Origin of the sequence: Limnospira sp. PMC 289.06, assembly GCF_032350395.1 — a bacterium.
In the GTDB taxonomy this organism is placed as follows: domain Bacteria; phylum Cyanobacteriota; class Cyanobacteriia; order Cyanobacteriales; family Microcoleaceae; genus Limnospira; species Limnospira platensis.
In genome coordinates, this window is sequence record NZ_JARPLC010000576.1 from 1 (window position 1) to 268 (window position 268).

The window sequence follows — 268 nt, forward strand, 5'->3', positions numbered from 1 at the left end:
CCCTTGAACAATTCCAGGCGATCGCCGCCGCCAACCCCGATTTAAGATTGGAACGGACAGCCACAGGAGAATTGCTCGTGACACCACCCACCGGGAGCGAATCGGGAAAAAGAAATAGCCGCATTATCGGACAACTCGATCGCTGGGATGAAGCCCACGAAGAGTTGGGTGTTGCTTTTGACTCCTCCACCGGATTTATTCTCCCCAATGGTGCGATCCGTTCCCCTGATGCTTCTTGGGTGAGTCGCCCCCGCTGGGAAGCACTGAA

At 55.6% G+C, this 268-nt stretch carries 1 protein-coding gene; it reads left to right on the forward strand.

Going from position 1 to position 268, the window contains the following annotated elements; translation table 11 throughout:
* Nucleotides 1-268 (forward strand): Uma2 family endonuclease (locus P5674_RS26320; RefSeq protein WP_315670534.1); only part of this gene is annotated, 268 nt, incomplete at both ends.